The organism is Burkholderia sp. RF7-non_BP4, assembly GCF_001521935.1.
GTDB classification, from domain to species: domain Bacteria; phylum Pseudomonadota; class Gammaproteobacteria; order Burkholderiales; family Burkholderiaceae; genus Burkholderia; species Burkholderia diffusa.
In genome coordinates, this window is record NZ_LOTA01000040.1 from 46,738 (window position 1) to 70,767 (window position 24,030).

General features: G+C 68.3%; 20 protein-coding genes and 1 pseudogene. 9 read left to right on the forward strand and 12 right to left on the reverse strand.

Translation table 11 applies throughout. The annotated features are described in order from the left end of the window. Positions 1–59 precede the first annotated feature (59 nt). From WS49_RS16850 to WS49_RS16860, 3 genes are read right to left on the reverse strand one after another with little or no spacing between them, the layout of a single operon-like run. Positions 60–494, reverse strand: a complete 435-nt coding sequence (locus tag WS49_RS16850) for a DUF3331 domain-containing protein (protein WP_059530690.1) — start codon at positions 492–494, stop codon at positions 60–62. Then, on the reverse strand, positions 491–742 hold the full coding sequence (locus tag WS49_RS16855; RefSeq protein ID WP_059530693.1) for a hypothetical protein: 252 nt from the start codon (positions 740–742) through the stop codon (positions 491–493). Before WS49_RS16855 ends, WS49_RS16850 begins: the two co-directional genes overlap by 4 nt. Continuing rightward, positions 729–1,679: a helix-turn-helix domain-containing protein gene (locus WS49_RS16860; protein WP_059530891.1), complete on the reverse strand. Its 951-nt coding sequence runs from the start codon at positions 1,677–1,679 to the stop codon at positions 729–731. Before WS49_RS16860 ends, WS49_RS16855 begins: the two co-directional genes overlap by 14 nt. Before the next feature lie 445 nt (positions 1,680–2,124). Between WS49_RS16860 and WS49_RS36075 the strand changes: the two genes are divergently transcribed. From WS49_RS36075 to WS49_RS16890, 4 genes are all read left to right on the forward strand, one after another. After that, positions 2,125–2,718 carry a BON domain-containing protein gene (locus WS49_RS36075; RefSeq protein WP_257127762.1) on the forward strand — a complete coding sequence of 198 codons (594 nt, stop codon included), beginning with the start codon at positions 2,125–2,127 and terminating at the stop codon, positions 2,716–2,718. A gap of 448 nt (positions 2,719–3,166) precedes the next feature. Then, entirely contained in the window at positions 3,167–6,415 is a 3,249-nt protein-coding gene (locus WS49_RS16880) for an efflux RND transporter permease subunit (RefSeq protein WP_059530705.1), read from the forward strand. Between the two features lie 56 nt (positions 6,416–6,471). Beyond that, a complete protein-coding gene (locus WS49_RS16885; protein WP_059530708.1) occupies positions 6,472–7,842 on the forward strand; it encodes an efflux RND transporter periplasmic adaptor subunit in 1,371 nt (456 codons plus the stop codon). A 31-nt stretch (positions 7,843–7,873) separates the two neighbouring features. Next, complete coding sequence (locus WS49_RS16890; protein WP_059530712.1) at positions 7,874–9,391, forward strand: efflux transporter outer membrane subunit; 1,518 nt, start codon at positions 7,874–7,876, stop codon at positions 9,389–9,391. Here the strand turns inward: WS49_RS16890 and WS49_RS16895 are convergent. The 7 genes and pseudogenes from WS49_RS16895 to WS49_RS16925 all read right to left on the reverse strand — a co-directional run bounded on the left by WS49_RS16895 (position 9,369) and on the right by WS49_RS16925 (position 15,025). Then, a complete protein-coding gene (locus tag WS49_RS16895; protein WP_059530715.1) occupies positions 9,369–10,832 on the reverse strand; it encodes a heavy metal sensor histidine kinase in 1,464 nt (487 codons plus the stop codon). The genes WS49_RS16890 and WS49_RS16895 overlap by 23 nt on opposite strands. After that, on the reverse strand, positions 10,829–11,506 hold the full coding sequence (locus WS49_RS16900) for a heavy metal response regulator transcription factor (RefSeq protein WP_027786146.1): 678 nt from the start codon (positions 11,504–11,506) through the stop codon (positions 10,829–10,831). Before WS49_RS16900 ends, WS49_RS16895 begins: the two co-directional genes overlap by 4 nt. A gap of 140 nt (positions 11,507–11,646) precedes the next feature. Continuing rightward, positions 11,647–11,913, reverse strand: a pseudogene (locus WS49_RS32825) (IS3 family transposase); the annotation flags it as partial. 180 nt (positions 11,914–12,093) lie between these two features. Further along, the gene (locus tag WS49_RS36080) at positions 12,094–12,585 is read right to left on the reverse strand and encodes a hypothetical protein (RefSeq protein WP_059530894.1); all 492 of its coding nucleotides are present in this window, start codon (positions 12,583–12,585) and stop codon (positions 12,094–12,096) included. 154 nt (positions 12,586–12,739) lie between these two features. Further along, positions 12,740–13,207, reverse strand: coding sequence for a hypothetical protein (locus WS49_RS16915; protein ID WP_059530718.1), 468 nt, complete (start codon positions 13,205–13,207; stop codon positions 12,740–12,742). Between the two features lie 34 nt (positions 13,208–13,241). Further along, on the reverse strand, positions 13,242–13,901 hold the full coding sequence (locus WS49_RS16920; protein ID WP_059530720.1) for a hypothetical protein: 660 nt from the start codon (positions 13,899–13,901) through the stop codon (positions 13,242–13,244). Between the two features lie 167 nt (positions 13,902–14,068). Then, on the reverse strand, positions 14,069–15,025 hold the full coding sequence (locus WS49_RS16925; protein WP_059530723.1) for a LysR substrate-binding domain-containing protein: 957 nt from the start codon (positions 15,023–15,025) through the stop codon (positions 14,069–14,071). Between the two features lie 57 nt (positions 15,026–15,082). Here WS49_RS16925 and WS49_RS16930 point away from each other — a divergent pair, with 57 nt between their 5' ends. From WS49_RS16930 to WS49_RS16940, 3 genes are all read left to right on the forward strand, one after another. Beyond that, complete coding sequence (locus WS49_RS16930) at positions 15,083–15,985, forward strand: DMT family transporter (protein WP_059530726.1); 903 nt, start codon at positions 15,083–15,085, stop codon at positions 15,983–15,985. Positions 15,986–16,543: 558 nt separating this feature from the next. Continuing rightward, positions 16,544–17,698 carry a branched-chain amino acid ABC transporter substrate-binding protein gene (locus WS49_RS16935; RefSeq protein ID WP_059530729.1) on the forward strand — a complete coding sequence of 385 codons (1,155 nt, stop codon included), beginning with the start codon at positions 16,544–16,546 and terminating at the stop codon, positions 17,696–17,698. A gap of 88 nt (positions 17,699–17,786) precedes the next feature. Then, positions 17,787–18,089 carry a hypothetical protein gene (locus tag WS49_RS16940; RefSeq protein ID WP_059530732.1) on the forward strand — a complete coding sequence of 101 codons (303 nt, stop codon included), beginning with the start codon at positions 17,787–17,789 and terminating at the stop codon, positions 18,087–18,089. Between the two features lie 82 nt (positions 18,090–18,171). On the opposite strand, the gene ydiJ is transcribed toward WS49_RS16940, so the two are convergent. Continuing rightward, positions 18,172–21,231, reverse strand: coding sequence for a D-2-hydroxyglutarate dehydrogenase YdiJ (gene ydiJ, locus WS49_RS16945; RefSeq protein WP_059530735.1), 3,060 nt, complete (start codon positions 21,229–21,231; stop codon positions 18,172–18,174). A gap of 152 nt (positions 21,232–21,383) precedes the next feature. On the opposite strand from ydiJ, the gene WS49_RS16950 reads away from it, so the two are divergent. Continuing rightward, the gene (locus WS49_RS16950; protein ID WP_059530738.1) at positions 21,384–22,277 is read left to right on the forward strand and encodes a LysR substrate-binding domain-containing protein; all 894 of its coding nucleotides are present in this window, start codon (positions 21,384–21,386) and stop codon (positions 22,275–22,277) included. Positions 22,278–22,301: 24 nt separating this feature from the next. On the opposite strand, the gene WS49_RS16955 is transcribed toward WS49_RS16950, so the two are convergent. After that, positions 22,302–23,153 (reverse strand): LysR substrate-binding domain-containing protein, encoded by an 852-nt coding sequence (locus tag WS49_RS16955; protein ID WP_059530741.1) that lies wholly within the window; start codon positions 23,151–23,153, stop codon positions 22,302–22,304. 106 nt (positions 23,154–23,259) lie between these two features. Here WS49_RS16955 and WS49_RS16960 point away from each other — a divergent pair, with 106 nt between their 5' ends. Continuing rightward, positions 23,260–23,907 (forward strand): LysE family translocator, encoded by a 648-nt coding sequence (locus WS49_RS16960; protein ID WP_059530744.1) that lies wholly within the window; start codon positions 23,260–23,262, stop codon positions 23,905–23,907. Positions 23,908–24,030 lie beyond the last annotated feature (123 nt).

Below are 24,030 nucleotides of genomic sequence, written 5' to 3' on the forward strand. Positions count from 1 at the left end.
AGCGACGCGCGCACCGCACCGGTGCGCGCGCCCTTACGATGGACTGCACGCGCGTACACTCACGCCGTTTCCTCGATCTGTTCCAGCATCGATGCAAGAATCATCGCGCCGGCATTGATCGGTACCGGACGCGTTGGCCGCGGCCGGTAAACCAGATCGCCTGGCTCGATCCGACACCCGCTCACCGCGCACACGCCGCCGACGCGCGCGCGCGCCGTCTGCCAGACCTGATCGCCATACGAGCACCGCGTCGCATCGCGCCATGCGATCGACACGGTCGTCGCGCTATGGCGCTCGACGACACTGATCGCGACCGCTCGCCGTTCGGATATCGCATGCGGCTTGTTCCTCGCGTCGGCGCCCGCGCGCGTGCGACGCGCTTCGCGTGGCCGTGCGGACGCACGCACGTCGCGCGGCGCACACAGTTGCGTGAGCAGGCCGAGGGTCTGCGTCCACGGATCGACGTCCGTCGCGTTCGTTCGAAGTTCCATCATCGCTCCTCTCCGTTGCATGAACCCATCGCCCTTTCCTGCCGCGCGTCGCACACCGGCATCGTTGCGTGCCAGCCCGCTGCGTGCCCCGCGCTGCCGCCCGTGCAGACTACGCACGACGCGATCGTGTCGCGCGTCGGCGCCGGCGTCGGTTGCCGCCACCGCGGCGTATCGTCATGCGCGCGCGCGGCGCCGCACAGAAACCGCTCGCTGATCGCGAGGAACGCGCTGATCCGCTCACCGTTGTTCATGGACGCTCGTCCTCCAGCAGCAAGGCGTTTGACCGACGAAGCGCTTGAACACGGTCGTGAAGTGCGCCTGCGAGCGAAAGCCGGTGCTCAACGCCACGTCGAGCACGTTGTGGCGCGATTCCAGCAGCAGCTGCTGCGCGCGCTCGATCCGGCGGCGCATCAGGTATTCGTGCGGACGCAGCCCCGTCGCGTGACGGAACTGCGCGGCAAAGTGCATGCGCGTGAGACCGGCGCTTTTCGCCATGTCGGCGAGGCCGATCGAATCGGCGAGATGCGCTTCCACGTACTCGACCACGCGCCGCATCCGCCACGACGGCAGCTCGGCCGTCCGTCGCGCATCGCGTTGCGGCACCGAGAAGTGTCGGGCGATGACGCGCGACACGATCGCGAGGCTGACGCCGTCGGCAAACACCTTGCCGAGCACGCCGTCACGCGTATGCGACACCGCGAGCGCCTGGCCGAGCCGCTCGAGGGCCGGGTCGCGGATCAGGCGCGGGTCGTCGATGACGACATCGCCCGTCGGCGGCCGGCCGAACAGGTCTTCGTAGCATTCGGCAAGCACGCGCTGCGACGCGAACAGGTGCAGCACGTCGCTCGCGCCGTGGAAGTCCGCCTGGCAGTGCACGCCCGGCGCGGTGACCTGCGCGGCGCCCGCGGTCACGCGTCCGTCGACGAGCACACGCCCCGCGTGCGTGAACGTCAGCGACGTGCATTTGAGGCTGATGCCGATGCAGTGCCATCGATCGCTACCGTCGTGCGACACGGCGACGGACGTCGCGTCCTGTCGCGTCCACCGCGAGAGCGCCATGTCGGCCTGCGGCGCGGCGCCGGGTTCGCGCCACGCGCGCTCGACGTTGATCGGATCGTGCGCGGCCGGCAGCCGGCCGCACGCGTCGACGCCGTCGACGGAACCCGGGAGATTCGGCAAGGAAATCATCATGATGGTTATCCGGAAAAGATCGTAAGACGATGATCGGCAGCGGTGCGCCGCGTCGACTCAACGGTAGCGAATCGGTACCGCGCGGGCCAGCCGTACATAGGGATGCGCGAAAGCGGCAATCGATGGGTCGCGTCATATCAAGGTTTAATGCCTCGATGCGGACACCTTCCGGCGGTTTCGCCCGCATGGCGCGGCGTGCCGCCCGCATGGCGCCGCCGCACGCCGGCATGGCGCCGATCGAACGGGGCATCGATCCGGCGAACGCCTTCATACCTTCGTATAGTCCGGCGATGCGATCGGGTGGCGCGATGGCGACGAACGTCGAAACCGTCCCGCCGCCCGGCAAGCGCGCATTCCACCCGCAACGGCGAACGCTGGCTTTCCGATATGCACGACCGGAACGGACGGTGCGCGCCACGCGCGGGTACGGCGCGCCCGCACCGTGCCAGTGGACAAGCCGGCGTGCGTTCCGGCAATCCTGACCGGAGCGCGGAGCCGATACTCCGGTTACCCGAACGACGACGATATCGATGCGCCACGCGACGCCGGCGCCGTCTCGCGCCTGACCGCGCCGGCGGCCCGCTCGCGCCGCGATCGCACCGGTGCGTCGCGAGCGGGGATGTCCACACACGCACGGGCCGGGCGTCGACGCGCGGCTCGGCGCCACGTTCAACGAGAGGAAAACATGCGCCCCATCAAACTCGCCGTCTTGGCACTCATCCCGCTGTTCACGGTGGCGACCGCCGCAGTCGCGCAAACTGCGGCCCCCGCTTCGGCATCCGCCGTATCGACACCCGGCAAGAAGCAGCTTCGCCGCGCAAACTGGCACACTGAAACGCAGGTGCGCAAGGCGCTGACGTCGACACGCGGCCTCGCGACGTCGGACATTCGCGTCGTCGCGCGTGCGGACACGATCACGCTCGACGGCACTGTTCCCGACCAGGCACAGATCGAGCTCGCGCAAACTGCGGCGCAGGCCGCCGCGCCGGCGAAGTCGGTGGTCAACCGCCTGTCCGTTAAGGAAGCCGGGCATTGACGAGCACATGAAGGCGGAGGCATTCGCCGCGCCGACAGCGCGATGCCTCGCGTGCGCCACCACGGCCGGCGCCGCGGTCGCGGACGCGGACGCGGACGCGGACGCGGGCGCGGGCGCGGGCGCGGGCGCGGGCGAAACCGCGATCTCGGCAATGCATACGGGTTTCATCACGACACGCTCCCGACGGATTCGACACGCGCGCATCGTCGATGCGCCGCCGGCAGCATGGCCGCGGCGGCGGCTGCCTGACATGAGCATTCTCGGTAACGCACCTGCGCGCGGCGCTGACCGGCAGATGACAAATTCGAAATCCACGTCTGATGCCGCCCCGTCCGCGCAGATAACGGCTTCGTAATGTTCGAGTCAGGGTAGGGTCAACGCCGCGCCGGCAGACTGCACGCTCGTCGCATCGAATGCGCATCCGAGCCCTGCTTCGAGGAGCACCATCATGTGGATCGTCCGGCTGGCGTTACGCAGGCCTTACACGTTCGTCGTACTCGCGCTGCTGATCTTCATCGCGGGACCGCTTGCGCTGCTGCGCACGCCCACCGACATCTTCCCGAGCATCGACATTCCGGTCGTCAGCATCGTCTGGTCGTACAACGGCTTCTCCGCGGAGGACATGGCCAAGCGGATCACGTCGAACTACGAGCGCGCGCTCACGTCCGACGTCGACGACATCGAGCACATCGAGTCGCAGTCGCTGAACGGCGTGTCGGTCGTGAAGATCTTCTTCCACCCGGGCGCCGACATCAATCGCGCGATCGCGGAAGCCGCGAGCAATGCCGCGTCGATCCTGCGCATCCTGCCGCCCGGCACGTTGCCGCCGAACATCATCACGTACAACGCGTCGACGGTGCCGATCCTGCAGCTCGGGCTGTCGAGCGACACGCTCGCCGAGCAGCAGCTGTACGACCTCGGCAACAGCTTCATCCGCACGCAGCTCGCGACCGTCCAGGGCGCGGCGGTGCCGCTGCCGTTCGGTGGCAAGATCCGCCAGATCGTCGTCGACCTCGATACGCGCGCGCTGCAGGCGAAGGGGCTCGCGCCGATCGACGTCGTGAACGCGATCAACGCGCAGAACCTGATCCTGCCTGGCGGCACCGCGAAGATCGGCACGCACGAATACAACGTGCAGATGAACGGCAGCACGCAGACGGTCGCCGCGCTGAACGATCTGCCGGTGAAGACGATCGGCGGCAATGTCGTGTACGTGCGCGACGTCGCGCACGTCCGCGACGGTTACGCGCCGCAGACCAACATCGTGCGGGCGGACGGCAAGCGCGCGGCACTGCTGACGGTCGAAAAGACCGGCAGCGCATCGACGCTGACGATCATCGACCAGGTGAAGGCGATGTTGCCGAAGATCGCGGCCGGGCTGCCGAAGGCGCTGCACATTGCTCCGCTCGACGATCAGTCGGTGTTCGTGAAGGCAGCGGTCCAGGGCGTCGTGCGCGAGGCGCTGATCGCCGCGTGCCTGACCGCGCTGATGATCCTGCTGTTCCTCGGCAGTTGGCGCGCCACCCTGATCATCGCGATCACGATCCCGCTCGCGGTGCTCACGTCGCTGCTCGCGCTGTCCGCGCTCGGCCAGACCATCAACATCATGACGCTCGGCGGGCTCGCGCTCGCGGTCGGGATCCTCGTCGACGACGCGACCGTCGCGATCGAGAACATCACGCATCATCTCGAGCTCGGCGCGCCGCTCGAGGACGCGATCCTGACCGGCTCGGGAGAAATCGCGGTGCCGACCTTCGTGTCGACGCTGTCGATCTGCATCGTGTTCGTGCCGATGTTCCTGCTCACGGGCGTCGCGCGCTATCTGTTCGTGCCGCTGGCCGAGGCCGTGATCTTCGCGATGATCGCGTCGTACTTCTTCTCGCGCACGCTGGTGCCGACCCTCGCGATGACGCTGATGCGCGCAAAAGGAAACGGCCGGCCGCCGCGCGGCGTATTCGCGCCGCTCGTGCATTTGGCGCGTTTCCAGGCTGCGTTCGAGCATCGCTTCGAGGCCGTGCGGCTGCGCTATCGCGCGCTGCTCTCGGCGGCGATCGCGCGGCGTCGCCGCTTCGCGGCCGCATTCCTGCTCGCATGCGTCGCGTCGACGGGCCTCTACGCGTTCGCGGGGCAGGACTTCTTCCCGTCGGTCGACACCGGCGAGATCCGCCTGCATCTGCGCGCGCCGACCGGCACGCGGATCGAGGAAACCGCGCGGCTGACCGACGAGGTTGAAGCGAAGATCCGCGGCGTGATTCCGGCGGGCGAACTCGCTGGCGTGCTCGACAACATCGGCGTGCCGGTGAGCGGGATCAACCTCACGTACGATTCATCGGATCCGATCGGCACCGAGGACGCCGACGTGCTGGTCACGCTGAAGCCGAATCACGCGTCGACCGCCGCATACGTCGCGAAGCTGCGCAACGTGCTCGCGCAGTCGTTCCCCGGCGTGACGTTCGCGTTCCTGCCGGCCGACATCGTCAGCCAGATCCTCAATTTCGGGCTGCCCGCGCCGATCGACATCCAGATCGTCGGCAACAAGCTCGACCAGAACCGCGCGGTCGCGAATGCGCTGCTCGCGAAGCTGCGCGGCGTGCGCGGGCTCGTCGACGCGCGCATCCAGCAGCCCGGCGACGAGCCGGCGATCAATGTGAACGTGGACCGCACGAAGGCGATCCAGGCCGGCCTTGAACAGCGCGACGTCGCGCAGAACCTGCTGATCGCGCTGTCCGGCAGTTCGCAGACGACGCCGAACTTCTGGCTCGATCCGCGCAACGGCGTCAGCTACCCGGTGCTCGTGCAGACGCCGCAATACACGGTAAATTCGCTGCAGTCGCTCGCGAACGTGCCGCTGCCCGCCGGCTCCGCGCGCTCGCCGCAGACGCCGGCTGGCGGCCCGGCCGCGGGCGCGCCCGCGCAGAACCTGCTCGGCGCGCTCGGCACGTTCTCGCGCTCGACGCAGCAGGCCGTGGTGTCGCACTACAACGTGCAGCCGGTGCTCGACATCTTCGCGTCGGTGCAGGGGCGCGATCTCGGCGGCGTCACGGCCGACGTGACGAAGCTCGTCGACGCCGCGCGCGCGCAGCTGCCGCCCGGCTCATCGATCGTGCTGCGCGGCCAGGTGCAGGCGATGCACGAGTCGTTCGCGGGCCTGCTCGGCGGCCTCGCACTCGCGATCTCGCTGGTCTACCTGCTGATGGTCGTGAACTTCCAGTCGTGGCTCGATCCGCTCGTGATCGTCGGCGGCCTGCCGACATCGCTCGCCGGCATCGCGTGGATGCTGTTCGTCACGCGCACCACGCTGTCGGTGCCCGCGCTGACCGGCACGATCCTGTGCATCGGCATCGCGACCGCGAACAGCATTCTCGTCGTGAACGCGGCGCGCGAGCTGCTCGCGGGCGGCGCGTCGCCGTGGCAGGCGGCACTCGACGCAGGCTTCAGCCGCTTCCGGCCCGTCGTGATGACCGCGCTCGCGATGCTGATCGGCATGTTGCCGATGGCGCTCGGCCTCGGCGACGGCGGCGAGCAGAACGCGCCGCTCGGCCGCGCGGTGATCGGCGGCCTCGCGTTCGGCACGTTCTCGACGCTGCTGTTCGTCCCGGTGCTGTTCGGCTTCGTCCACGCATGGCTCGCGCGGCGCCGCGACGCCTCGGCCACGCGGCGCACGCAGCAAGCGCCCGACGCGCCGGTGCTGCGTTGAGCTCGGACGGCCGCCCCTCCTCATCATCCTTCGATTCGCCCGACCCCGGACCCATCATGAACGACTCGATCGAACCCGTCGCCCCGCCGCCCGCCGCCGAATCGGCCACAGCTGTGCCGTCCGCCGCGCCCGACACCCCGCCGGCTCGTCACGGCCGTAAGCTGGCCGTGCCGCTCGCGGCCGTCGCGCTGGCCGCCGCGCTGCTCGCGCTCGGCATCGTGCCGCGTATCGATGCACGCGCCGCACAGCGTGCACAGGTGGCCGCACAACAGGCGGTGCCGGTGTCGGTCATCGTGCCCGGCGTGGCGCCGGCCGACCAGACGCTGACGTTGCCCGGTTCGGTGGCGCCGTATGCAGACGCGTCGATCTATGCGCGCACGAGCGGCTACATCGCGCACTGGAGCGTCGATCTCGGCACGCACGTGAAGGCCGGCCAGACGCTCGCGCAGATCTCGGCGCCCGATCTCGACGCGCAGTTGCGCCAGGCGCGCGCCGACGAAGCGAGCGCGCAGGCGAACTACGACTACGCGAAATCGACCGCGCAGCGCTGGCAGGACATGCTGAAAACGCAATCGGTGTCACAGCAGGACACTGACACGAAGGTCGCCGACATGAACGCGAAGCGCGCGATGCTCGCGTCCGCGCAGGCGAACGTCGCGCACCTTGCCGAACTCGTGTCGTACGAGTCCGTCACCGCGCCGTTCGACGGCGTGATCACCGCACGCAGCGTCGACGTCGGCACGCTGGTCACGGCGGGCGGCACACCGGGCAGCCCGGGCCTGTCCGGGGAACTGTTTCATCTCGAACAGACGGACACGCTGCGCGTGTTCGTCGACGTGCCGCAAGACAGCGCGACCGGCGTATCGACCGGCACGACGGTTTACCTGACGACACCGCAGTATCCGGGGCGGCGCTTTGCCGCGCGTGTCGCGCGCAGCGCGGGCGCGATCGATCCCGTCACGCGCACGCTGCGCGTCGAGATCGACGTCGACAACCGCGACGGCGCGCTGATGCCCGGTGCGTATGCGCAGGCGCATCTCGTCGTGCCGAGCGCGGCGCCGGCGCTCGACCTGCCGGTCAGTGCGCTGCTGTTCCGCCCGAACGGCGTGACGGTCGCCACCGTCGGTGCGAACGGGCGAACCGCGCTGAAGACCGTGCAGATCGGACGCGATTTCGGCACGCGCGTGGAGATCGTTGCGGGGCTCGCGGCGACCGATCGCGTGGTCGACAACCCGGGCGATGCGATCACGGCCGGCGAAGCCGTGAAGATCGTGTCGACCGCGCCCGCTGCGGCGCCGGCCGCGGCTTCGCCCGCCCGGGCCGCGCAACCTGCTTCCGCCACCGCCGTGCGCGACGTGCCGCCGATGCGCGCCGCCGGTACCGCGACGGCCGCATCGGCGCCGGTTGCGGCGCCCACGCACGGCTGACCCGTCGACGACAACCCACGAGATGCCTCCCATGCGCCCTCTTCACCCGCTCCCGTTCGCTCGCCGCATCGTCGCGCTCGGCGCCGCCACATTGACCGCCTGCTCGACGCTGCCGCCCTATTCGCCGCCCGCCGTCACGGTACCCGCACACTACGCGGGCGCACCGGCCGCGCAGGCCGGCTGGCATGTCGCGATGCCGGCCGACGGCGCCGCGCGCGGCGCATGGTGGACCGTGTTCGGCGACGCCGAACTGAACGCGCTCGAAGCGCGCGTCGACGTGTCGAACCAGACTGTGAAAAAAGCGGTCGCCGATCTGCAACAGGCCCGCGCGATGGTCGACTACCAGCACGCCGGATTCCTGCCGACGATCACCGCAGGCGCCTCGCAGAGCCGCGCGCGCGTGTCGCAGAACCGGCTCGGCTCGTCGCTCGCCGGCAAGACGACACCCGACTACCAGGCGGGCGTGGCCGCGAGTTGGGAACCCGACGTGTTCGGCCGCGTGCGCGATGCGGTGACGAGCGCGCAGGCGAACGCCGCCGCAAGCGCGGCCGACCTGCAGGCCGTGAAGCTGTCGATCACGGCGGAACTCGCGACCGACTATTTCGCGCTGCGCTCGCTCGACACGCAGAAGCAACTGCTCGACGACACGGTGCGCGCTTACGCGGACGCACTGACGCTGCTGAAGCAACAGCTCGCGGCAGGTGCGATCGATGCGTCGGCAGTCGCGCAAGCCGAGACGCAACTCGAATCGACGCGCACGCAGGACACCGACATCGACGCGTCGCGTGCGCAGTTGCAGCACGCGATCGGGACGCTCGTCGGGGAAAGCGCGTCGACGTTCGCGCTGCCGCCGCGCGTGCAGGCGTTCCACGTGCCGGCCATTCCGGCTGGCGTGCCGTCGCAGCTACTGGAGCGGCGGCCCGACATCGCGGCCGCCGAGCGCCGCGTGGCGGCCGCGAACGCACAGATCGGCGAGGCGCGCGCCGCGTTCTTCCCGGATCTCGTGCTGTCGGCGAGCGCAGGCCTCGAGAGTTCGTTCTTCGCGCCGTGGCTCGCCGCGCCGAGCCTGTTCTGGTCGCTCGGCCCGCAACTCGCCGGCACGCTGTTCGACGGCGGTCGCCACAGTGCGTCGCTGCGCGGCGCGCATGCGCAATACGACGGCGCGGTCGCCGATTACCGGCAGACCGCACTCGTCGCGTTCCAGCAGGTGGAGGATCAGTTGTCGACGCTCGACGCGCTCGCGTCCGAAGCCGGTAGCCAGCAGCGCGCGACCGACGCGGCCGACCTGTCGCTGCGGCTGACGACGAATCGCTTCAACGCCGGCGCCGTCAGCTATCTGGACGTGGTGACCGCGCAGACGATCGCGCTGACGAACCGGCGCACGGCCGATCAGATCGACGCGCGCCGGATGGAGGCCGCGGTCGGCCTGCTGAAGGCGCTGGGTGGCGGCTGGCAAGCGAGCGCGGACGCGGCATCGAAAACCGGCACGGACGAACGTACGGCCGCCCCGTTGCCCGATCCCGTCGTCACGCAGCCGACGGCCGGTTGAACGTGAGCACGAAGCGCGTGCCGCGCGCATCGCTTTCAACCTGCGCGGTGCCGCCGTGCAACTCCATCACCGAGCGCACGATCGCGAGGCCGAGCCCGGCCGTGCCGCCCGGCGCACCGCCGCTGCGTGCGGGGTCGCCGCGCACGAACCGGTCGAAGATCCGCGGCAGCAGCGCGGGATCGATCGGCTCGCCCGGATTCGCGACCACGACGCGCAGCGCGTCCGGCGTGTCGTCGACGGAGAGCGTGATCACGCCGCCGGCCGGCGTGTAACGCAGCGCGTTCGCAAGCAGGTTGCCCACCGCGCGGCGGAACAGTTCGACGTCGGCGGTCAGATGCCCCCACCCTTCGACGCGCAACGTCGAGCCCGCTTCATCGGCGAGCCCCTCGAAATACTCCGCGATGCGCTCGAGTTCGTCGTGCACGTCGAACGCGCGCTGCCGCGTGACGAAGCTCGGATGCTCGGCGCGCGCGAGAAACAGCACGTTCTCGATCATCCGCGCGAGACGATCGTATTCCTCGAGATTCGATTCGAGCAGCGTCTGGTACTCGTCGGCCGAACGCGGCCGCGCGAGCGCGACCTCCGTGGCGCCGCGCATGTTGTTCAGCGGCGTGCGCAGGTCGTGCGCGAGATCGGCGCTGAATTGCGACAGATGCGCGAACGCCTGCTGCAGGCGGCCGAGCATCGCATTCTGGGCATCGACGAGCGCGCGCAGCTCGGCCGGCGCGCGCGATGCGTCGAGCCGCGTGTCGAGCTTGTCGACCGTGATCCGGCCGGTGTTGTCGACGATCTCGCGCAGCGGCGCGAGCGCCTTGCGGATCAGCCAGTAGCCGAGCAGCAGCGCGAACAGCGCGCCGAGCGCACCGGCGAGCTTCAGTCGGTCACGGTAGCCGCCGAGCAACGTCGCGCGGTCGCGCATGTTGCGCGCGACCGCGATGCGGATCGGCGTGTGATCGCCGAGCGCAGCCTCGATCACGACGCCGCGCATTGGCGTGCCGCCGTCGGCCTTCCACGTCGCGAGCCTGTCGGCAGTGATCCGGTCGTTCGCGGGCACCGGCAGCGCATGCGGCGCAAACAGCTGCGCGTCGGCCGGCAACGCGCCCGATGCGGGAACCGGCGCATCGTCGAGCGCGGCGAGCCTGACGTTGTGGCGCGCGAGCACGTCGCCGCGTGCATTGACGACGACCATCGACAGCGCCTCGTTGCCGAGCACCTGGCTCGTGAGCCGTTCTGCATGGGTGCGGACTGCATCGAGCGACTCGAGCTCGCCCGCGAGCCGGCGCGTGTGGCGCGCGGCCAGCACGATGTCGAGGTCGTCCTGTGTGTTCACCTGCCGTTCGAGGCCCGCATACACGTATGCGCCGACCAGCGCGAACGCGGCGAGCGTGGTCGCGGCGAACGCGAGCGCGAGCGTCGCGGCGAGCGAGCGCGGCCGCGTCATGCGTCGTCCTTCGGTTCGAGCACGTAGCCGACGCCACGCACGGTATGGATCAGCTTGACTGGAAACGCATCGTCGATCTTCGCGCGCAGGCGCCGGATCGCGACCTCGACGACGTTGGTGTCGCTGTCGAAATTCATGTCCCACACGTACGATGCGATCTGCGTGCGGCTCAGCACCTCGCCCTGCCGGCGCGCGAGCAGCTGCAGCAGCGAGAATTCGCGCGGCGTGAGGTCGATGCGCGTGGCGCCGCGCTTCACGCGGCGGCGCACCACGTCGATTTCCAGATCGCCGACCGCCAGGTGTTCGGTCTCGCGCGGCGGCCCGCGACGCGCAAGCGTGCGGATGCGGGCAAGCAGCTCGACGAACGCGAACGGCTTCACGAGGTAGTCGTCGGCGCCGAGTTCGAGACCGTGCACGCGGTCCTGCACGTCGTCGCGCGCGGTCAGGAACAGCACCGGCGTCGTATGCGTATCGCGCAGCCGCTTGAGCACGCCCCAGCCGTCGAGCACGGGCAGCATCACGTCGAGCACGATCACGTCGTAACGCTCTTCCTGCGCGAGCGTCAGCCCTTCGCCGCCGTCCTTTGCAAGATCGACGCTGAAGCCCGATTCCTCGAGCCCTTTCTTCAGGTATGCGCCCGTCTTTGGTTCGTCTTCGACTATCAGAATGCGCATGGCTGACTCCGTCGTATTGGTGGGGATATCCGACGATGTTACCGGGAAACAGCGACGAGCAATCGCTCCGCGCGGGCGCGAACGCCGTCGATTACAAAATGGTAATCGAGCGGTCAGCCTGGCATGCGGTCGCGAAGCAGGGCGTGGCTGACCGACTCGTACGCTTTCAAATAGACTTCTTGGTACTTGATACTGCGCCAGACCCGCTCGACGAACACGTTGTCGCGCCAGGCACCTTTACCGTCCATCGACAACCGGACCTGTCGACCCAGCACGGTATCGATGAACGCGCCCGTCGTGAACTGACTGCCCTGATCGGTGTTCACGATGTCCGGCAGCCCGTAGCGGGCAAACGCTTCTTCCAGCGTCTCGACAGCGTGCGAGGCTTCCAGCGTGACGGCTACGCGTCACTGGCTGCCCAGCTCACCGAACGTGGGTTCGAGCGCTTTCAGAAGGATGGCAAGACATCGTCATGGCAATGGAAGCTCAGGATCGACGAGCAGATGGATGTCATCGTCGAGTTTCTGCGTGATGCCGTTGGCCGGACGCACATTGCGGTGTGCGGCCGCCGCGTCGTGTGCGCAGGTCTAGTGCCGGCGCATCCCGCCGAACCCGTGCTCCCCGCCGACAAAGGTCGGACCACGATGAAAGCCGCTGCCCATCGGAACGCCGACGCGGCCACGCATGCCCCCGTCGAAGTGACCGAAGTGACCGAAGTGACCAACGTGACCGAAGTGATCGAAGTGATGACGATGATGGAAACGGTCGATGAAGACGAAACTGACACCCGTGCCGACGAACACCGCCGGCCCCCAGTACCACGGGTCGGCGTACGGATAAGCGGTGTCCGGGTACCACACGATGGTGCCGTCCTGGCTTTGCATCATCTGCCAGGTGCCGTCGCTTTGCCGGCACGCGCGCCCGACGATCTGCTGTTCCGTGCCGTCGATTTCCGCTTGCACGACGACCGCACGACAACGGGCGCCCTCATCCGGCGTGTCGTCGTACGTTTGCGCAAGCACGCACATGGAACAGCCGAGACAAACGACGCCCATCCCGACCCGAAACAAGTTGCACATGATCGGCTCCCGCATGATTGCCCCGACCACTCGATCCTTGGCATCACGAACGACGCGCGGCTTCGTATCGAGTCACCCGATCATTAGACGATGTAGCGTGCCGGATTATTCCAGGGGTCGGGATGCGAATGCGCGACGCAGGGACCATCGGCGATCATGCGCGCGGCGAGCGCCGGACGATGCAGTAGACGCCCGCCGCAACGACACCGAACGCCACATGGGCGACCAGCGTGATCGCGCCGCGCACTGCGGCGAACCACGGGAACACCGCGGTGAACACATGCAGGTTGATGCCGTAGAGAACGCATCCGAATGCGCCGCCCGCAAGCAGCGCGACGCCCGGCGACAGGTTGCGGACCATTCTCGCCAGCACGGCCGCATAGGCAAGCGACAGCGCGGCATGCACCAGCGTCGCCACGCCCATGATCGTCGGATCGAAGCCCGCTGACGCACCGAGCACGGATCGCCCCATCACGAGGGCGGCCGTCAGGCGCGCGTCTCGAAGCAGGTTGTGAAAGGCGTCTTCTCCGGCGATCGGCCAGAGCAGCAGCTCGACGACGGTCGAGCCGAACGCCGCGCCGAACGCTGCCCAGAGAATCGGGACCGCACCGGTCTGCTTCAATTGCCCTCCGCGGCGACGGCGCGCCGTGCGCGCCTTACAACGGGCGTTCGCAATCGGTCCAGTACGCGAACGGATCGCGATGCTTCGGGTAGTGCTCGTCGAGCCATTTCAGCAACGTCGCACGCGCGTTGTCCAGATCGGCCTTCGACGACGACGTCGTCATCTCGTGCACTTCGACGGACTTTTCCCGATCCATCACGTAGCAGTTCCAGTCGGGGCCGTCGAGATCCGGATCGTCGGACGCCTTCGACGACTTGCGCCAGCCGAACCCCTTGCGCGCATCGATGTAATAGCGCGGATGCACTTTCAGATACGACATCTCGCCGCCCTGCAGGCTGCTTTCCGCGCGCAGCACGTCGCGTTCATCGACGATCTGTGTGACTTCCGGAAGCCGGCGCGAGCGCCAGCCGGCCGGCAGCGTCGCCGTCGCCCGCACGGCGTCGTACGGGCCCCACGCGAGGCCCCACGCTTCGGCCATGCGCTTCATGAACGCATCCGCGCCCGGATAGCCGCGCAACTGGATTCTCGTCGACAACGTGACTTCGACGCGGCCGTCGGCGCCGGCGGGGTCGCCTGCCGCTTCGAACGGATTGCCCGGACGCGACGCGCGCTGCTGCGCGTCCGCGGGCGCCATGCCCGAAAACAGCTGGTCGAGCGCCGCACGCGCTTTCGACGACTTGTCTGGTCTATTCATTACTCACTCTCTCCCTCTGCATCCGCACGTCTGCAAAAACTGTCGATTCTCGTTCATCTTCGGATCTCGCGGTTTTCCGCGGTCGCATTGTCGACGATCCCATGGCCGCGGTCGAGCACCGGCGGCGTCGACGCACGTCGTGTCGCCGGTCCCGACGCTCCCGTCGCCTACCCCAGCGCCGCCCGCATCCGCTCCATCAGCGCGAGCACTTCCGGACGATTCTCGCCCTTCGCATGCACGAAGTGATACCTCAGCAGCGACTCGACCTCATGCCGGCTCACGCGCACGAGCGCGCTGCGCTTGAGATACGCATCGGCGAGCGGCATCCGCGCCAGGGCCACGCCGAGCCCGGCTTCGGCCGCCGCGAGCACCAGGTTGTAGTCCTCGAAGCGGCGATCCTGCGCGCGCGGCTTGAACGGAATGCCGAGCGCGTCGAACCAGGTACGCCAGCCCGTCACGTCGGAGTCGTGCAACAGCGGCATCTCGAGCAGCGCGGCGTCGCCGTTTCGACGGCGCCGCGCGGCCAGTTGCGCGGCGAGCCGCGGATGCGCGACCGGATAAAGCGTCTCCGGCATGAACTCGCGCGTCTCGAGCCGACGCCAGTTGCCGCGCCCGTAACGGATCGACAGATCCGCTTCGCCGGCGGCGATATCCACGTTGCGAAGCTCGATGCCGAGCTCGATGCGCAACGCGGGCGCCTCGCTCTCGAGCGCATGCTGGCGCTCGAGCAGCCAGAGCTGCGCGAACGCCGGCACCACGCTCATCCTGACCAGTCGCGGCGTGCGCGGCAAGCGCCACTGATCGGCCGCGCCGTCGATGATCGCGAACGCCTGTTCGATCCGGCCGACGAAGCGCTGACCGTCCGGCGTCAGCCGCACGCCGCGCGCATGACGTTCGAACAATGCCATGCCCAGCCAGTTCTCGACGGCCGCCACGCGCCGGCTGATCGCGCCATGCGTGACACCGGAGGCATCGGCGGCCGCCAGAAACGACCCCTGGCGCGCCACCGTGCAGACGGTCTCCAGACTGGCCAGCGGCGGACGCGGGCCGGGTGCCGACGCGAGGGCCGGCAGCGCGTCCGCCACACGCCGCCGCATGCGCACCGAGCTGTGAGCCATATTCATACCCGCATGTTGATCTGTGCGCTAGCTTAACATCTGACCACGCCGCACCATTGCCGCATGAACACGCTCCCTTCCTCCTCGTCGCGCGGTGCGCGACTGCCGCTCGTCGCGGCCGGCGCGGTGGTGTTCACGATCGTCTCGTGGGCCTCCGCCTTCCCGTTCATCCGCATCGGCCTGCACGGGCTGGCCCCGCTGCAGCTCGCGGCCGCACGCTTCGCGACCGCGGCCGTGCTCGTGATCGCATGGCTCGCGTGGCGGCGGCCTCGACTGCCGGCCACGGGCGACGCGTTGCGCTTCCTCGTCTGCGGCTTGCTCGGCATCGCGCTCTACAACGCGCTGCTCAATACCGGCGAGCAGACCGTGTCGGCCGGCGCCGCGAGCTTCATCGTGAACACGCTGCCGATCTTCACGGCGGTGCTGGCCGCGGTGTTTCTGCGCGAACGCTTCAATCGCTGGGGATGGCTCGGCTCGCTGGTCAGCCTGGCCGGCATCGCCGTGATCGCGCACGGACAGCCGAGCGGTCTCGTCCTCGGCTCCGGGAGCACGCTGATTCTCGGCGCGGCACTGTGTTCGGCCAGCTATTTCGTGTTGCAGCGGCGGCTGATTCCCGTGTACGGCGCGCTGCCCTGCGCCGCCTATACGCTGCTGGCGGGTGCGGTGCTGCTCACGCCATGGCTGCCCGGCGCGCTCGTGTCGCTCGGCGGCGGGGCTTCGCGCGACACGGCGCTTGCCGTCCTGGTGCTTGGCGTCTTTCCCGCCGCGCTGGGCTACGCGACGTGGACCTTCGCGCTCGGCCACTTCGGCGCGGCGCGCGCCGCCAATTTCCTCTATCTGACGCCGGCGGTCGCGACGGCATTGTCGATGGCGCTGACGGGCGAGCGCCCCGGCATCGAGACGGTGTGCGGTGGCCTGCTCGCAATTGCCGGCGTGATACTCGTGGCCTTGCGCGGACGGACATAGGCGCGCGGTTTCGTCGGACGGCAAGACTTGCTCGAAGAACGACGGGGGCGCGGTTCCGCCAAGCCGGGCCCCGTCGGCTGCAAAACTGAATACCCATGCAGTTCGACACCGCGCGCCAATTCATCGACGCGGGTGAACTTGACCGTTAGTTGCATCAATCGGATGGCGGCTTTGCTGCGGCGTGACGATGAAAGTGTGCAGACAAACCGACCGAACAGTTCTCGACTGATTGCGTTGCACTGTCCATGGTCATCGGTGGCGGTCCGGTCGAATAATCGGAGCATTCGACGGTACAAAACAGCCACATCTGCGCGAAAAGCCGCGCAAGCGCATCACATTTGCGCAAGGCCGGGCAATTCGCGCAAGCGGGCGCAAACGGGTTCGGATATATTCATACCAATTGCATGTCGTCAGACGAAATCGCCGGTCTCGACGGCCCGGCGACATGCGAGCCGAGCCCGTCATGGGTCACGGAGACTCGTCCGGCTCGCCGATCGCCTCACGAGGGCGCGCGGCTGACCGGACGGCAATAGAAATATCAATCAACGGAGATGGCAGATGGAACGAAGCATTGTCGGCATGCGCTGCAAACCCCTGATGACCGTCGCACTGGCCGCCGCCGCATTCGCGGCCGCATCGGGCGCGATGGCCGACCAGGTCGTGAAGATCGGCAGCGTCGAACCGACGACGGGCGGCATTTCGCACCTCGGCAAGGACAACGAGAACGGTGCTCGCCTCGCGGTCGAGGAAATCAATGCGAAGGGCCTGACGATCGGCGGCAAGAAGATCACGTTGCAGCTCGACGCGCAGGATGACGCGGCCGACCCGCGCCAGGCCACGCAGGTCGCGCAGAAGCTCGTCGACGACAAGGTCGTCGCCGTCATCGGCCACCTGAACTCGGGCACGTCGATTCCGGCGTCGAAGATCTACAGCGACGCGGGCATCGTGCAGATCTCGCCGTCGGCCACGAACCCCACCTACACGCAGCAGGGCTTCAAGACGACCTATCGCGTGGTCGCGACCGACGCGCAGCAAGGTCCGGCACTCGCGAGCTACGCGCAGTCGAAGGGCGTGAAGAGCGTGGCGGTGATCGACGATTCGACCGCGTACGGCCAGGGCCTCGCGAACGAATTCGAAAAGAAGGCGAAGGCGCTCGGCCTGAAGGTGCTGTCGCACGATGCGACCAACGACAAGGCCGTCGACTTCCGCGCGATTCTGACGAAGGTCAAGGGCGAGAACCCGGACGCGATCATGTACGGCGGCATGGACGCCACCGGCGGCCCGCTCGCGAAGCAGGCGAAGCAGCTCGGCCTGCGCGCGAAGATCCTGTCCGGCGACGGCGTGTGCACCGACTCGCTGGCCGAGCTGGCCGGCCCGGCGGCCGACAACGTGCTGTGCTCGCAGGCCGGCGCGGCGCTCGAGAAGATGCCGGGCGGCGCGGCGTTCCTGGCCAAGTACCAGAAGCGCTTCAACCAGGGCATCAAGTTCGACGCGCCGTTCGCGTACGACGCGGTCTATATCGCGGTCGACGCGATGAAGCGCGCGAACTCGACCGACCCGTCGAAGATCCTCGCGGCGATGCCGTCGACGAAATATGAAGGCGTGATCGGCACGACGACGTTCGACGCGAAGGGCGACCTGACGCACGGGATCATCTCGATCTACGGCTACAAGAGCGGCAAGAAGACCTTCCTCGACCAGGTGAAGATGTAACGCCCCGCGACGCCGGCACGACGGGAACGCCATCCGTCGGCGCCGGCGCCGCGCGGAGCCGATTCAAGTTTTTCGGAGATGAAGCGACATGTGTGCAATGGCGTATGCGGAATTTCAACAGGAGTTGAAGAAAGCGCAGTTGACGGCTCGGGAATTCGCCCGCCTGATCCGTATGAACGAAAGTTCCATCACGAACTATTCGAGCAAGGGCACCGTCCCTTCCCACCTCGCGGTCATCGCGACCCTGATCGGCGCGCTCGCCGCGCACGAGATCGATTTCCGGCACGTCATCGGTAAAACGGGCATCGAGCCGAAACGGCCGCGCGGCGTCGGCGCGTTTCCGGCAGCGCGCAAGCAACGCGCCCGGAAGACCGCGAAAGCCGGCGCCTGAGCCAGGCAGGGCGTCAGTCGCGGCATTGCACGTGCCGCTCGATCCGGCGCGTGCGCTGCCGCATCACGCTCACCACCGCCCGTCACCCCGCCGCACGCACGTGATCGAGCAGCGCCTGCAGCGGATGACGCAGCTGCCGCGCGGACATGCGCTTCACCTGGCTGCGGCACGAATACCCGGTCGCCAGCGCTTCGCCCGCCTCGTCCGGCGCATCGACATGCGCGGCCCACGATTGCGCATAGATCGCCCGCGACGTCTGCAGGTTGCGCGCCTCGTGCCCGTACGTCCCCGACATCCCGCAGCACCCGGCCGCCTGAACCGCCAGGCGCAGCCCGCGACGCGCGAATACCTGCGCCCACTGCTTGCCGCTGTCCGGCGCGTTGGTCTTCTCGGTGCAATGCGGCAGCAGCCGATACGCCGCCGATACGCCGCCCGAACCCGCGCCCGCCGCGACTTCCGGCAGCGCGTGCAGCAGCCACTCCTGCGGCAGCGCGACCTTCGGCACGTCGGCGAGCCCCGTCACCTTCAGGTATTCCTGCCGATATGTGAGCGTCATCGCCGGATCGAGGCCGACGAGCGCGACACCCGAGCGCGCGAGCGCGGCCAGTTGCGTCGCGTTGCGAATCGCCGCCTGCTCGAACGCGCGGAGAAAGCCCTGCACGTGCAGCGCCTTGCCGTTCGGCGTGAGCGGCGCGAGCCACACCTGGAAGCCGATGCGCGCGGCCAGCTCGATCAGCGTCGCCAGTTGCTCGGTGTCGAAATAGCGCGTGAAGGTGTCCTGAACGATCACGACGCTGCGCGCGCGCTGCGCATCGTCCAGCGCGGCGAGCGCCCGCGGATCGGCCGGCCGCACGTTCCACTGCCGGATCACGGCCGCGAGGTCGAAGCGGCTCAGGAGCGGGCTGTCGACCATGCCGACGTGCCGCTCGAGCAGCGTGCGCACCCAGCCGGCACGCATCAGTCCGTTGTACAGCGCGGGCACGCGCGCCATCCACGGCATCGTGAATTCGAGCGAGCCGATCAGGTAGTCGCGCAGCGGCCGCAGGTAGCGCTGGTGATACAGCTCGAGAAAACGCGAGCGGAACTCGGGCACGTTGACCTTGACCGGGCACTGCCCCGCACACGACTTGCACGCAAGGCAGCCGGCCATCGCGTCGTACACCTCGTGCGAGAAGTCGGCTTCGCCGTCGCGCGCGGCGCGGCTGTTGCGCCAGCGCGCAACGAGGCCGCGCAGGAACGGCTGTCGCGCGCGCGCCGCCGCGACGACGTCGATGCCGGCCTGTCCTTGCAGACGCAACCATTCGCGCATCAGCGACGCGCGCCCCTTCGGCGACTGCACGCGTTCGCGCGTCGCCTTCCACGACGGGCACATCGCGTCGTCCGGATCGAAGTTGTAGCACGCGCCGTTGCCATTGCAGTGCATCGCCGTGCCATAGCTCTGCCACACGCTCTCGTCGATCTGCCGGTCGTGGTCGCCGCGCGTCGGCACTTCGTCGATCTTCAGCAGCCGCAGCGTGTTGTCCAGCGGCGTCGCGATCTTGCCCGGGTTGAACTGGTTGTGCGGATCGAACGCGGCCTTCAGTTGCTGCAGCGACGGATACAGCTCGCCGAAGAACGCCGGCGCATATTCGGAGCGCACGCCCTTGCCGTGTTCGCCCCATAACAGGCCACCATGGCGCTGCGTGAGTTCGGCCACCGCGTCCGACACCGGCCGCACCAGCGCGGCTTGCTTCGGGTCCTTCATGTCGAGCGCCGGGCGCACGTGCAGCACGCCCGCGTCGACGTGGCCGAACATCCCGTACTGCAGCCCGTGGCCGTCGAGCAGCGCGCGGAATTCGGCGATGTACGCGGCGAGATTCTCGGGCGGCACCGCGGTGTCCTCGACGAACGGCTGCGGGCGCGCCTCGCCCTGCACGTTGCCGAGCAGGCCGACCGCGCGCTTGCGCATCGCGTACACGCGCTTCACCGCATCGTCGCCGGCCGCGAGCGTGTGGCCCAGCCGCTCGACGCTCGTGTCGGTGCGCAAATGCTCGACGAACGCGCGCACGCGCGCATCGACGTCGTCGGCATCGTCGCCGCTGAATTCGATCAGGTTGATGCCGAGCGTCGGACGCGCGTCGTCCTGCGGAAAATACTCGGCCACGCTGCTCCACACGAAATCCTTCATCGCGAGCATCAGCACCTTCGAGTCGACCGTCTCGATCGACAGCGGCTTGAGCTCGAGCAGCGCACGCGCATCGCGCAACGCGTCCATGAAGCCGGCGTAGCGCACGTTGACGAGCACCGAATACTTCGGGATCGGCAGCACGTTCAGCTTCGCCTCGACGACGAAACCGAGCGAGCCTTCGGCGCCGCACAGCACGCTGTTCAGGTTGAAGCGGCCGTCCGGTTCGCGCAGGTGCGCGAGATCGTAGCCGGTCAGGCAGCGATTGAGCTTCGGAAACTTCGCGTCGATCAGCGCGGCCTTTTCGTCGCTGATGCGGCGCGCGGTGCGATACACCTTGCCGACGCGGTCCTGCCGCGCGCAGCGGCGTTCCAGTTCGTCATCGGCAAGCGCGTCGCTGTGCAGCTGCTCGCCGCCCATCAGCACGAAGTCGAGCGCCAGCACGTGGTCGCGCGTCTTGCCGTACGTGCAACTGCCCTGCCCGCTCGCATCGGTGTTGATCATTCCGCCGACCGTCGCGCGGTTCGACGTCGACAGCTCGGGCGCGAAAAAGAGGCCATGCGGCTTCAGCGCGGCGTTGAGCTGGTCCTTGACGACGCCCGCCTGCACGCGCACCCAGCGCTCGCCGGCGTTGATTTCCAGGATCCGGTTCATGTTGCGCGACAGATCGACGACCACGCCGTCGGTCAGCGACTGCCCGTTGGTGCCCGTGCCGCCACCGCGCGCCGCCACGGCGACGTCGCGGTGCGCGGGTTCGGCGAGCAGGCGCGCGAGCAGCCGCACGTCGTCCGCATGCGCGGGACAGATCACCGCCTGAGGCAGGCGCTGGTAGATCGAGTTGTCGGTCGCCTGTACGGTCCGGTTCGCATGGTCCGCGCGGATTTCACCGGCGAATCCGGCCGCCTGGAGGGCGGCGAGAAAGTCGCGATAACGGCCCTCGGGCGGGCTGACGGGACGGGGCAACGAAGCGATCGACATGGGATGAAAGCGCAGTGTGGATGGAGCGGCGCGTGGCTTCGCTCGGAAACATGAGTTTTGAGCAAGATTCCCCGCAACGCGGAAATCCAGTATCTTGCGAATCATCGCGAGAAACAAACGAATTCTCCCCCGGCAAAACTTGCATAAAACTCATGAATTACCGCCGCCTGACCCCGTCCATGTCGTTGCTGCTCGTGTTCGAGGCCGCCGCGCGCCACGAAAGCTACACGCGCGCGGCCGACGAGCTGTCGCTGAGCCAGAGCGCGATCAGCCGGCAAGTCCAGACGCTCGAGGATCAGCTCGGCGTGCCGCTGTTCCGGCGTGAGGGCCGCTCGGTGAAGCTGACGGAAGTCGGACGGCGCTACTTCGTCGAGCTGAGCGGCGCGCTCGGGCGCATCCGCGGTGCGACGCTGCAGGCGATGTCGCATCAGGCCGGCGCCGGCACGCTGCGGCTCGCGACCTTGCCGACCTTCGGCTCCAAATGGCTGCTGCCGCATCTGCACGATTTCTACGCCGCGCATCCGGGCGTGACCGTGCACCTGCATTCGCGGATCGGCGGCATCGACTTCCACACCGACGACCTCGACGCGGCCATCACCGTCGGCGCGGGCGACTGGCCCGGCTTGCACGCGCACCGGCTGTACAACGAGTTCCTGATCGCGATCGCGAGCCCCGATGCGGCGGCCGGGCGCCGCAAGGCCGGCCCGCGTGCGCCGGCGTGGGCGGTGGGGCAGACGCTGTTGGGCGTGACGAGCAATCAGCACGCGTGGGCCGAATGGTTCTCGCATTTCGGGCTCGATCATCGCGAGATGCGGATCGGCCCCAGTTTCGAGCTGACGTCGCACCTGATCCAGGCCGTGCGGGCCGGGATGGGGATCGGCCTCGTGCCGAAGGTGCTGGTGGAGGACGAGCTGAGCCGCAACGAACTGGTGTCGATCGGCGACGCGATCACCAGCCAGCGCAGCTACTACCTCGTGTATCCGCCGGAAAACGACACGCTGCCGTCGCTGGTGGCGTTTCGGGAATGGCTGCTGAAATCGTGCTGACGCGCGAGCGGACGGACAGCGCGATCACGCGCGCCATTCATTGAGAATCTGTTCGGCGAGGTAATCGCACGGCGGGCGCGCCGACTGCGCGCTGCGCGCCAGCACGACGTCGAGCGCGTCGAGCGGCGGCAGCCCTTCGTTCGGCGACAGTTGAACCAGATGCGCGGGAATGCTGCAGCGCGCGAGCGGCGCGACCGCGAGACCGGCCTCGACCATGCTGAGCAAGCCGAGGAAGCTCGGGCTCTCGTACGACATCCGGAACGGAATCTTCTGCCGGTTCAGCGCCTTGATCGCGTGATCGCGCGCCATGCTGCCGCCGTGCGTGAAGAACGCGACCGGCAGCGGCCGCTCTTCCCACACGTTCCGTTTTGCCGAGCCCGTCCATACGATCGGCTCGCGCCGCACCAGTTCGCCGGTCACGCCCTTGATGCGCGTGAGACAGGCAAGGTCGACGGTGTTGTCCTTCAGCATCGGCACGAGCGCGCTGCTCGGCTGGCCGATCACGCGCACTTCGACGCGCGGATGCATCGCGGCGAACTTGCCGAGCACCTGGGGCAGCAGCGACGAGATGTAATCGTCCGGCACGCCGATCGTCACGCGCCCGCGGATCTCCGGGCGCACGACCGACGCCCACGCCTCGTCGCGCATCGCCAGCATCCGGCGGCCGTATTCCGCGAGCATGCGGCCGTCGTCGGTGGCCGTGACGTTGCGCGTGTCGCGAATGAACAGCGGCTTGCCGAGCGCATCCTCCAGCGCCTTGATCTGCATGCTCACCGCCGACGGCGACCGGTGCACCGCTTGCGCGCCCTGCGCGAACGAGCCGGATTCCGTCACCGCCACCACCATTGCCAGCACATCGAGATCGAGCTTTTTCATGGTATTCAGAAAATCTGATCAATCGATTCAGTTTATCCCGTTTTACTGGCCGCCTCCATCGCCGGACAATGAATGCCATCGACATTCATCGCGGGAAGCAGCAACCATGCATACCTCCGGTTCGCTCTACGGATTCCTGGTCATCGGCGGCATGCTCGCGATCACGCCGGGGCCGAACATGGTCTACGTGATGTCGCGCTCGATCGCGCAGGGGCGCACCGCCGGGCTGATTTCGTTGGCGGGCGTGATGGTGGGCTATCTGTTCTACATGTTCGGCGCCGCGTTCGGGATCACGACGCTGTTCCTGAGCGTGCCGTACGCGGGCACCGTGCTCGGCGTCGTGGGCGCCGCGTATCTGCTCTACCTCGCGTGGCAGGCGGTCCGGCCGGGCGGCCGGTCGCCGTTCGAGGTGAAGACATTGCCGAACGAGCAGCCGCTGCGGCTGCTCGCGATGGGCGCGACGACCAGCGTGCTGAATCCGAAGCTCGCGATGCTGTTCGTGTCGCTGCTGCCGCAGTTCATCGATTACCGGCAAGGCAGCGTGTTCGGCCAGTCGCTCTTTCTCGGTTCGTTGCTGATCGCGGCGTTCGCGTCGGCGAACGGGCTGGTCGCGATCTGCTCGAGCGGCATCGCGAAGTTCCTGCATGGGCGTCCGGCGCTGCTGCTCGCGCAGCGATGGGCGATGGGCGCGGTGCTCGGCGGCCTCGGCGTGCAGATGCTCGTCGAGGCGTCGAGAATGGCGGGTGCGGCGTGACGCGGGCGGCAGGACGCGGATCGGATGAATTCACGCCCGGCCCGCGCCGTTCGTCGTGACGCGGCGATCGTCGACGGCCGGCGGCACGCGGCGCCGGCCGTGACGTTCACGCGATCGCCACGT